Raw genomic sequence first — 11,524 nt, forward strand, 5'->3', positions numbered from 1 at the left:
AACTCATTAGGCATGGTGAGGCGACGAATAGGGCCGAGATCCTGGGGCTTGAAGAGCGTCTTGAAATCGCGGAACGGCAGACTCCTTCGGACCTTAGAGAGTTGCGGCAAATCTACGCTATGGCTCTGGTTGAGAAGCTTCCTGCGAATACTTACAACGTTAGTCATGATCAGCAGACATTGTGTTCACTTCCTCAACTGGCCAGCCACGATGCATTCGAGAAACTGATTGAGACTTCACGTCTGTTCTACTACAACAACTATGGTAACCAAGGACATATCGATGCTTCTAAATTACAAAGAGAAGTAGATACGCAGAGATCTTACCTGCAACGCAAAGTGGAGATAGAAAATAAGGCGGCTGATAATAAGAACAAAAGCTTGCGTAGAATAAGTGAGCTCAAGTTAAAGATTGCAACGCTACGCACGACTAAGCTCAACGAGCTGTTGCGTTTGGCCCCCAATGGCCTGCAAGATCATTTCGAAACCTTCGGGGAAAACGGAGAACTTGCCCGTTTTCTGCTCCTAGAAGGCCATATTGATGATACTTACTATCAATACACCTCACTTTTTCACTCGGGCCGTTTGTCGCCAAATGACAATAAATTTCTGATCCAGATACGGGCATTTGTCACACCAGATCCAGGTTTCCCGATCGATAATCCACAAGAAGTTGTTGCTGCTATGCGAGATGAGGACTTCCGACAAAGCTATGTCTTGAACATCAAGCTTGTCGATAACCTTCTGAGGGACCAAAGCCGTTACCTTGACCAAACGAAGAAGCTTTTCGAGTATATCTCATCCGAATTTGAAAGCTGCGAGGGATTTTTCGATGCCTATTACACCAGTGGCAGCAATGTTGCCGGACTTCTTTCAGGACTAGCCAATGCATGGGATGAACTTATCCCTGCAGTTGTAACCAGCCCTAACAATATCTCCCACGTCACTCAATTGGTCGCAAGCCTGCCTGAAAAATCGCTCAAAATGTTCGCAAGGGATTTTGACGAGCTACCAGAATTTGTTTCGGCGAACCTTCCAGAGATTCTGGTTAGTTTACCTGAACTAGCATCGGAACGCCTTGCATGCCTAGACTTTGAAGTCAAAGATCTGGCTGCAATCAAAGAACACACTGAAATTGTACGTTTCATGTTCGAGAAGGGACTTTTCGCACTTACGATCGCAAACTTGGAATACGTTTACCAAATGATTTTAGGAGAGAACGATCTCGAACCACTACGGACGAGGAACTACACGACTATACTATCGATGAATAATCTTGCCTTATTGGAGAGGGTAGAACGCGATTTCGAGCGCTACCTGTGTGAGATCCTTTTAGAGCTTGAAGGAAATTCTGAGGAAGATATCCCCGCTATTTTAGCTGTTGTTTGCCAAGATACGCTTGAGCAAGATGATCTTCGGGAGTTCCTTGAACGGCAGATGATACTGTTGCCAAGTCTAGAGGGTGTGCCTGAGAAATTGCACCCGATGCTGTTTCAGTTAGGTAAGATTGAACCAACTTGGGCAAACTGTCTTGCTTTCATGGAAGATAACGTGTTCGAGGCAGATAGCCTGATTGGATATCTTGATCGAGATGTTGTTCGTGAAGTTATCTTGGAACACTCTATGCCTAGTGATTCTGCTTCGCTGAAGCTGCGTCAGTTCCTCCTCAGTGCGGGCTCGCTGTCTGATGCAGCCTATAGAGAATATGCTCACGCCCTGCCGAATTCGTTCAAGAACCCACCAAAAGAAATCGAACCAAACAAGCTTCAAATCCTGATTAATGAAGGAAAAATCACATTCACTAAGGAAAGTCTCGATGCATTCGCTGATCACTGTGATTTGCAGGTTTTATTCGTCGCGGTCAACATCGATTCATATCTTGCGGACTCTGACAGCTTTGCACTCGACGATGACTTTCTAGAGGAGCTTCTTCGAGCTGAAATTGATAATACAGCCAAGCTTGGGATAATTGAATTGATGGACCTAGAATTGCTTGTGGATCTTCCTAAGCGGTCAGCTATTATCGGCCCAATTATTATCAACACTGACGCCAATATATCCAGTATTAGTCGGAGTATTGCGCAATCTCTGATAAAACATTCTTCGCCCATAGCGACGCAAATCTCACTCTTCAACAAATACCATTCTCTTATGACAAATGACGAAGTTCGCCTTGTTTTGAGCAATCTACCTAAACCATTTTCAGAAATAAAAACAGGGTACAATTCGCCGAGATTGAAAAACACTCCCGAAAATCAGTATTTGGTCAAATGGCTTGATTCAAAAAGCATTATTTCGTCATCAACTGTTAGTTTGTACACTAACGAAATAAAAGTGAACCTCTATAGAAGGTAATAAAAAATAAACAATATAATCAGCCGCATAAGTATCGTGGCTGTTCAATATAGACTAGCTTCGCTTGCCCATGTACAAGCATTAAATGCCATAAATTATGAGCAAAGGAATAAGAGCCTTTAAAGGCGGCGATGTTAACTCATAAAAATATTAATCCGAAACTCATGGATTAGAGTTAAAAATCTAACTCGGAAATGTCCAAAAATGAGCTAGTGAATCACTCTGACCCAGTCTGGTTCACGGGCTGACAGTTCATTCTTACCGGCTTCTGGCTTGCAGAGATTGAAGTGCTAAACCGCGCTTAACAGTTCATTTACCATAAGTTAGATGTCGCCCTCGTTGCCTTACTTATCCTTGGTTAAACATTGCTCAACTCTGTGAGTTATTTGTTGGCCAAGGCGAGAATATGAGTTATTGAACTCTTAATTTCACAATGCTGACTTATAAATAACTCGGCTTTAACAGCATTTAGTGTTGGTTATTCGTACACATCACTAAGGGGATACGATGAGATTTTTGACTACAATGGGCTGTTTCACGCCTGCTGATATTGTTTTTTTAACAAATAATATATTTATGCTCTCGCCCTGATTTGTTGGTATGCCTCAATTATAGATTTTTCAGGATGACATGTTGATTATGTATGTTAACTTTGAATTGATCGTTATAAGTAATTTATGCTCTGAAAATATGGCAGCGCATAGATATTAAAATTTAAATGGATATTACTCTGTTCAAAAGGATGTCAAATGAGATTGCACGAACTACATATAAAGAACTTTAGAAAGCTCAAAGATTGTCACATTAAATTCCGAGATACTACATTTCTAATTGGCCCCAATAACGCGGGCAAATCAAGTGTGTTCTCAGCATTAAATCATTTGCATAAAAGCACAAATTTGGATAGAGAAGATTATTTAAAAGAGTATAACTCGGAAGAGGAAATTTATATTTACAAGGATGAAGTTGAAGTTATCGCAGAGTATCATAACGTTCCAGATGCTGCACATGGATGGGTGGGATTTAAGGGTAGAGTAGTTTCATCGCTAGAGAAATTAGCTAGCGAAACAGGTAATTCTATTGTTTATAAAAAAGTTTGGTCTTTGAATCAAAGCAAACCAAAGATATTTATGAAAGAATATCCCAGGACAAGAAGTCCTTTTTATGCCGCATGTGCAAAAGTATCTGATTTAGTCGGCGAAGATTATTCTGAAATTTTCCTTAAAGAACACTTTGGCGATGTCAACTTTGATAAAAGTCTTACTATAGCTATTAACAAACTAAAGCTCTTAGATTTACCTGCATGTTGGGATATTCAAGAACATGAAGAAGCTATTTGGGTTGAAAATCCAGGAGGAATACCCGGTAACGTGCAGTCTAAGCTTCCTCGGATTGTTGTTATCCCTGCAGAGTCTTGCATTGCTGAACTAACGAGTTCAGGAGGCGCATTATTTTCATTACTTAGCGATCTATTTGAGCAAGTTCGCAGTAGATCTCAGAATTATACACAAGCTCAGGAGTTTCTAAACAACCTTGCAGCAGAATTAGATCCAAATGATAGGACGACAGATTTTGGCATGTTAATCAGAGACCTTAACGGGATGGTCGGCAACTTATTTCCTGATTCCTCCGTTCATGTGAGTGCAACCCTAGATGTTCCTTATAAATCCATCAAACCACAGTTTAATGTTGAAATGGAGAGCAATGTAAAAACTGCTGTAAATTATCAAGGGCATGGGATGATCAGGGCAACTGCATTTCAGCTTTTGAGGTTTGTACAAGACTTTATAAATAAAAATGCGGATGAGCCCCGCGCCACAATATTTTGCTTCGAGGAACCTGAAATATATTTGCACCCAGCAGCAGCTAATCAAATGAGGGATTCATTGTATGACTTGGCTGGACCTAATTGTCAAATTGTAGCAACAACACATTCACCTTATATGGTTAATCTTGGTTCTGAAAAAAGTGTAAGCCTCACAAAATTTAACTTCACAGCATGCAATTCATCAACGACCAATTCATTTAATTTTGAGAATGCGTTTTTAACTTTGCAAGACGACGAAAAACAAAACTTGAAAATGTTGTTAAAAGTAGATGATTATATCTCTAGAATGTTCTTTACTAAAAAGTGCATCTTTGTTGAGGGGGATACTGAAGAAGTTGTTATACGTGAAACAATTAGAAGACTCTCAACTGAAGATAAGGCAAAAGTCTAGGGAATCCCCAGATAATCCTTTTAAATTTCAAAATAGTAGACACGCATGGTGCTATCTGATCTAATCAATTTCGCCAAAAACCTATTAAATTTAACACCATGCGTGATATCCATATACTACACGATTTGCTTAAAAAACAATGCCCCAAAATTCATCAAAAACGTCTTAATTCTCTGATGGTTGCCACTGAGTCACTGCTCGATGGAAATCAATTGTCACTCACTCAGCTTGGTCGCAATATTACAGGCTCTGTGGCGGCTAAACATAACATTAAACGTATCGATCGACTCTTAGGTAATCATCACTTAGCCCAAGATAAAATAACCCTCTATCAATGGCATGCTCGATATTTGTGTGGCTCAAATCCTATGCCTATTATCTTGGTCGATTGGTCTGATGTCCGTGAACAGCTCCGAATAATGACGCTACGTGCATCCATCAGTGTTCAAGGTCGCTCTGTGACTGTATATGAACGCACTTTTTTGTTTGAAGACTACAACGCACCTCGCAGCCATAATGCGTTTCTCGCTGAACTCGCCAATGTTCTACCTCAAGGCTGTTGTCCGCTCATCGTGACCGATGCAGGTTATCGTAATACCTGGTTCAGAGAAGTCGAACGTTATGGTTGGTTCTGGCTTGGTAGAGTACGTGGCGATGTAAGCTTTATGCATCATGGAAAAGCGACCTGGTTCTCGAATAAATCGCTCTACCCGAAAGCAAACTCAACCGCTAAATACATAGGTAATGTCCAGCTTGCACGCAAATCACCGCTAAGCTGCCATTTACATCTATTTAAGGCTAAGCCCAAATTACGTAAAGATAAGCGCTCTTCAAAAGCAGGCCGAAACCACACCGCACAAAAGAGTTATCGCTTAGGCAGCAAGGAGCCCTGGCTACTGGCGACCAACTTACCGCCTGAATATTTCAACTCAATAAAAGTGGTTGAGCTATATGCTAAACGCATGCAAATTGAAGAAACCTTTCGGGATTTAAAAAGCCCGCAATATGGCATGGGGCTGAGGCAAAGTCGCAGCCGGTGTCCAAAGCGATATGATGTGTTATTGCTTATCGCAATGCTGGCAGAAATACTGTTGTGGTGCATAGGTATAGCCGCGAGGCATCTTGGCTGGCAGAAGGATTTTCAAGCGAACAGCATCAAACATCGCGCTGTATTGTCCGTTGTAAGATTAGGAAAAGAAGTGCGGCGAAGGCCAAAATACACGCTGAAAGCATCGATAATTTACTGGGCACTAAACGAATATATCAAACTGGTTCATACCGCTGGCAGACCTAAATTATGAGGGGATCCGCCAGGGCAAAAGTAGTCGGTAACTGTGAATTCTTGCGAGCGAGGGGGAAGTCAGTTCTAATATCTATCGCAAAATATCTTAATGCATTAGATGTGAATTATATGGTCATGCATGACCGTGACTCTGGTACGGTGGGCGCAGAAGTTATGAATGCGCCAATATTAGCCCAAACTGGTGAAGAACGAAGGATAATGATTGAGGAATGTATTGAAGATTTATTAGGTTATACCGCCCCAAACAGTGAAAAACCATATAAGGCACATCTTCACATTCAAAATAATTGGCCCAATAATTTTGATGGACTTCCGAATGATTGGAAGTCTACGTTTATCAAGTTATGCAGCCCATATTTAGACCATCTTAGATAAGTCATTTAAGGCCGTATTGCTGCAAGAAACTGCTGAATGCGGATTTAACCATAGATTTCCTAATATTCGTTTAGCTTTAAATCGTGCCAGTGAATCACTCTACCGCAGAGTGATTCACGCACTGAAGCCTGTCATAAGGTGTTCGTTTCTTGGGGAGATTCCCGAATTTTTATGCATATGTTGTAGAGCTTTTATAAATAAATCTGTGCCCATGAACACTATACAAATGTTTAGTTACAGCATTACCAGACAAGGAATTTAAAAAATGAAGATAGGAGCAGCGGCAATGACTAAACTAGCCGAAATGATTTGTGGTGACGAACCGTTCTCATTTTTCCCATATAGAAGCTCTTCATATTTAACAAGATTCTTTGTAGATTTAGATCTTGATTATTCGCACAATGGGTCGACAAGAAGGGTTTGGGTGAGAGAAGTTTTAGGTGAACTAAACAATCGTCAATCTACTGAAAACATGCCATCTAAGGACTTAGTTAAAGTCATAGAGTATTTGGTTCACCCTGATCATTTCTTATTCAATGAACACGTAGATAGGGCTAAATCCTTAGAAGCTATAACGGCTGTTTTAAAGACAAATGAGCTAGCCTTATCCATTCAACCAAATGGCACAGTCAAAGTATCTCCTCTTAACGGGGAGTTCATTTCTACATCTTATGACGAGCTTCCAAGTGAACGGATTATTACTTTTAAGCCTAGCGTCTTTCAAGTTCCAGAAAAGAAATTAAATGAAAATTTGATTTCCGTAATGATGCCATTCAATCCTGGATTCAATGGTACATATTCAGCAATTACTCGTGTAGCACAATATATGAGTCTTGAATGTTTACGTGCCGATGACATATGGGATAACTCTACATTCATCCAAGATATTTTTGATTTGATATTTTGCTCGAAAGTAGTGGTAGTAGACTTTACTGGCAAAAATCCAAATGTCATGTATGAAACGGGCATTGCGCATACCCTAGGTAAAACGGTCATCCCAATAACGCAATCTTTGCATGACATACCATCTGATTTAGGGCATCACAGAGCTTTAACATATTACCCCAATGAAGAAGGACTAAATAATTTAAGTGATGAACTTTATAAAAGGCTTAAAGTGATCTACAAACAAAATTAGCAGACAAATTGTGTTGTTGAATCACTCTGTAGTGGTTAAGAAATATTGGCCACCACTTTAGAAGCTAGTGATACATTTTCTAATCTTTTGAGTCTAAATTAGGTTGATGACTCTAAATCGTTTCTGTCCAGAAATGAGCCTAGGGGGGGGATTATTTATGTCGGGTAGACGACACTTGTTGCCAAGTGCCGCCCCCCTAAGAACCCAGCGTGCAACTTTCACTGCACTAGGCTCAAGCCTCCACAAAAGTATCGTTTGATACCCAGCAACTTATAAAGCAGTGAGAGCAGGTTCATTCCAAGCGTTACGAGTTTGCCTTTTCGATTTTCTCCTAGCCAAGTATTCTTGGTATTGAGGATCGAATGGTATAGCCGCACTTCGAATTTTCACATGTCTCTCAATAGGCACTTTGGCTATTTGGAATAGATTGAATTGGCAATCCATATCCTTGACCTTCTGCCAACCGTGAAATTGCCATTGGCCTTTTCGGTTGATGAAGTATTTAAGGGCTACCCAAGTCTTAGACTTTGTTGGGTGACGCCTTACTGCCCAGTGCCATAACGAATAGAATAGTTTGTGCCCAACATACCCGAATACTTGTTTAGCAACACAATGACGATAATAATTCGCCCACCCCCTTAGTTTCGGATTTATCAGTTTGATAAGGTCGTTAACAGGGATGGTTGCGTGCTTTTTGATGAGTTCGCGCAGGTTACTCAAGAACAACAGCGTGTTGGATTTACTCGGTTTAATGAGTAATTTTCCTTTGTACTTCCTATGATTGAACCCTAAGAAGTCAAAACCATTGCTGATGTGGGTAATATGCGTTTTCTCTTCGGAGAGTGTTAAGCCTCTTTCCGCTAAGAAATCAGCGATCAACGGTTTGATATCGTTCTCGAGCACTTCCTTTGAAGCGCAGGTGACGACGAAATCGTCGGCGTATCCAATAAAGTTGGCTCTGGCACCCTTTTTGAGTGCTGTAGACTTTATGCGCTGCTCAAGTCCAGCAAGAGTCATTAGCATCAAGGTGGGGGATATAACTCCTCCTTGTGGCGTGCCCTCATCAGTACGATAAAACAGCCCTTTGTCCATAAAACCAGACTTTAACCATTGTTCCAACATACGTTTATCGATGGCGATGTTATCAATTAGCCATTGATGCCCGATTTTGTCGAAGCAGGATTTGATGTCTCCCTCAAGAACCCATTGCGCTGATTTCTTTTGAACCAAGCATTTGAAGCACTGATCGACTGCGTCAGCAGTGCTACGATTGGGTCTAAATCCATAGCTGTTAGGGTCGGCAAGCGTCTCCGATATAGGCTCTAATGCAAGAAGGTGGAGCGCTTGTTGTGCTCTGTCTATCATGCATGGGATACCAAGAGGTCTAAGTTTGCCATTCTTTTTGGGGATATAGATACGCTTGAGTGGTTTGGCTTGATATGCCTTCCTGCTCAATTGATTTACTGCTTTCATGCGGCGGGTATCTGTATTCCAGATAACACCGTCTATTCCAGGCGTTTTACTGCCTTTATTTTGTGATACACGCTTAACAGCAAGAAGTTTTGCTGAACGCGAGTGAGTCAGTATCCACTGCAACGCTTTCGCTTTACCGTGTTTCCCTTCTCGTGTTGCCTTTGCAATACGCATCTGAAGCTTTAATACAGGCGGTTCAACGGATTTCCAGTCTATTGACTGCCATTGAGCGCTGTCAGGAGAGGCACTAATTTCTGTTGAAATCATCATTTGCGTTTCTCCTTGAATAAAGTTCTTCAAATTATCTTGCAACGGGAGACCAGTCGGAAGTGGGCTCACTTTCGTGACCAGACACAAGTCTGTATCTGCATCGTTACAATGCAGCCTTTGCTTTTTCCAACCTCCTATACCCACATCGCTATCGGCCAAATCAGCCTTCCCAAAGGGAGCGATATAGGCTTACCGTGTTCCGTATGTCGCGCAATGTCAGGTTAGATGCCCGCTATAGTGCGAAGAGCTTAACGATCACGAAAGAGCATGGGGCAATCTCTTTCCAACTCTCATGCCTTTTGGCTACAGCGTATTAACCACTTCCGCTGTTTCATCACATAACGCACCTTGCGCGGATTCACTTATGTTCATCATACTGACTACCTAGCACTCACCCAATTTGTGGTTATCAGGAGGATCGTTCTCTCACGATTTAGATCCCGATTGGTCTATAACCAATCTTCATTACATTGTCAGAGCCGCTACTTTATTCAGGCTCCTAGGTTCATCTGGTGATACAGATGGTTCACTCAAAAGCGGTGAACAGCGCTTCATACGACCTCACGTCGCACGCCCCAAAGTGTGTCAGGATAGATTAGACCCAATTTTAGTCATACTATAGAGTGGCTACTGTAACGGTGATGATTGAAAGATAAGAATTGATAATGAAGAATACTAAACTCAATATATTGCTCTCAAAATGTGACGCAACGGCACCAATAGCTGATGATTTAGCTGCATGGCTTGATTCTCCTTCTGGCGGAAATGAGATTATTACTTATTGCGAAGAGATGCCTCTGAGTTCTGATGATGAGTATCGTGCAGCTTTAAAGAAAATTGAAGGATTGTTTGATGCAATACCTAATACTGCTGAAGGTTCTGAGCTTGAAAAATGGATTTCATTAGTTGAATCATATGAAAATGAACACTTCCCAATGTAACTCACAGTTGTCCTGAAATGAGCCTAGACACATAAATTATTTACTCTCTATTACGTTTAGATTTTGATAATGAATGTGATGGCACATACTTCCTTCAACTGACTATGAATTTAATACTAGGTTTTATTGACGCTATTGAAGAAGTCAGTATGGGTCCGGAAAGTAAGCTATATAAGAGAAGACTAAGAGCTATTTTCCAACAAGAAAAGTAACAAAATCATAAAGACTCTTTAGTTGTGGCTGATGATTGACCTCTTTTGGTTTTTGTCACTTTATATGCAGGGCTGCCAATTAACCATAATGGATCAGGGCATCTGCTCATATTTCGATTTAATGATAATCATCATTAACATGGCTTACTATCTTTTTGGTCGTGGAGGCTCCCAAGTGAATGGGAGCCTGACTCATTTGGCTAGCCGCCATGGTGTCCGTGATGACCACCATTGCCGTTACCGCACTCATGCACTGTCTGCTGGCCTCCCTGTGTTCCTGTTTCTATAGTAATTGAACCAGAATCTTTGAACATGACAAATTGACCACTAGTCATATCATCGGTGACAGGGTCATCTAAATGACCTAAGCAGCTGTAGCCGACCCGATAGTTTCCAGCTGGCAAATAACCCATGGCAAAGTGCCAGTTGCCGTCAATATCCTGCATCATAGGACTTACCGCAGTCGGTAGAGTTACCGCCTCAGGAGGATTGGTTCTCATATCTGTCATTTGATCAATATTAGTTATCTCTTCAGGATACAGATAGGCCATGTGACTAAATTGTCCCCCAATCGGAGTCCGGTCGGAGTAAGTTGTCTCGCAATCGGCGATCCATTGAGGATCTACTTCACCCAACAAGTGGCCCATATACCGATTATCGACGGACCACATAGCTTGATGATCTAAATGGTATTCTCCTTGTTGATATGATAGGCCACGATATAAGTCAATTTCCATCGTGATGGAAATATGCTGGTCAGCTACTATTTCAAAATCTGAAACAGGAAGCTGCCCATTGTCAACATACAAACCATGTCGACCCTGGCCATCTTCAACATAGCAGCCGTCATTGCCATCGCCCTGTTGGATGGTGACATAGGCATCATGGTACTGACCCAGAGGTAAGTCGATATTATCGACTACAAGATGGCTATCCAATCCCTGAAAATCGAGCAGGTTAAATGCCATATCCTGTAAATCATGTCTATGGATTACCCCCTCAGCATCAGTCATGACCAGTTCTCCCATGACCATACCAACATGGGAAACTCCATCCATAGGTGAATCAGAAATAGCTAAAGAGAATTGTCCCTGAGGTAATACTTGTTCTGCTACCGTCACAGCACTATCTGAATCACTCCCACATGCGCTAAGTAAAAAAATAGAGGATAAAAACATTGTTCTACAAATCGTCATAAAGCCGCCCTGAGTATATGAAATTTATCTAATGATACCTATT

At 41.4% G+C, this 11,524-nt stretch carries 7 protein-coding genes and 1 pseudogene; 6 read left to right on the forward strand and 2 right to left on the reverse strand.

Features of this window, described 5'->3' with window-relative positions; all coding sequences use genetic code 11:
- The 5 genes and pseudogenes from CXF78_RS05150 to CXF78_RS05170 form a co-directional block, all read left to right on the forward strand.
- Positions 1-2,354, forward strand: a pseudogene (locus tag CXF78_RS05150) (ATP-binding protein); the annotation flags it as partial.
- A 749-nt stretch (positions 2,355-3,103) separates the two neighbouring features.
- Positions 3,104-4,573 carry an ATP-dependent nuclease gene (locus CXF78_RS05155; RefSeq protein ID WP_102036177.1) on the forward strand — a complete coding sequence of 490 codons (1,470 nt, stop codon included), beginning with the start codon at positions 3,104-3,106 and terminating at the stop codon, positions 4,571-4,573.
- 98 nt (positions 4,574-4,671) lie between these two features.
- Complete coding sequence (locus CXF78_RS05160) at positions 4,672-5,874, forward strand: IS4 family transposase (RefSeq protein ID WP_102036178.1); 1,203 nt, start codon at positions 4,672-4,674, stop codon at positions 5,872-5,874.
- Between the two features lie 101 nt (positions 5,875-5,975).
- Positions 5,976-6,251 (forward strand): hypothetical protein, encoded by a 276-nt coding sequence (locus tag CXF78_RS05165; RefSeq protein WP_219622053.1) that lies wholly within the window; start codon positions 5,976-5,978, stop codon positions 6,249-6,251.
- A 265-nt stretch (positions 6,252-6,516) separates the two neighbouring features.
- Positions 6,517-7,389, forward strand: a complete 873-nt coding sequence (locus tag CXF78_RS05170; RefSeq protein WP_102036179.1) for a hypothetical protein — start codon at positions 6,517-6,519, stop codon at positions 7,387-7,389.
- A 270-nt stretch (positions 7,390-7,659) separates the two neighbouring features.
- On the opposite strand, the gene ltrA is transcribed toward CXF78_RS05170, so the two are convergent.
- Positions 7,660-9,132 (reverse strand): group II intron reverse transcriptase/maturase, encoded by a 1,473-nt coding sequence (gene ltrA / locus CXF78_RS05180; RefSeq protein ID WP_102036180.1) that lies wholly within the window; start codon positions 9,130-9,132, stop codon positions 7,660-7,662.
- A gap of 665 nt (positions 9,133-9,797) precedes the next feature.
- Here ltrA and CXF78_RS05185 point away from each other — a divergent pair.
- Positions 9,798-10,073, forward strand: a complete 276-nt coding sequence (locus tag CXF78_RS05185; protein WP_102036181.1) for a transcriptional regulator — start codon at positions 9,798-9,800, stop codon at positions 10,071-10,073.
- Between the two features lie 412 nt (positions 10,074-10,485).
- On the opposite strand, the gene CXF78_RS05190 is transcribed toward CXF78_RS05185, so the two are convergent.
- Positions 10,486-11,481 carry a DUF4382 domain-containing protein gene (locus tag CXF78_RS05190; RefSeq protein WP_102036182.1) on the reverse strand — a complete coding sequence of 332 codons (996 nt, stop codon included), beginning with the start codon at positions 11,479-11,481 and terminating at the stop codon, positions 10,486-10,488.
- Positions 11,482-11,524 lie beyond the last annotated feature (43 nt).

This window comes from Shewanella sp. 11B5, assembly GCF_002836795.1.
Classification (GTDB): Bacteria; Pseudomonadota; Gammaproteobacteria; order Enterobacterales; family Shewanellaceae; genus Shewanella; species Shewanella frigidimarina.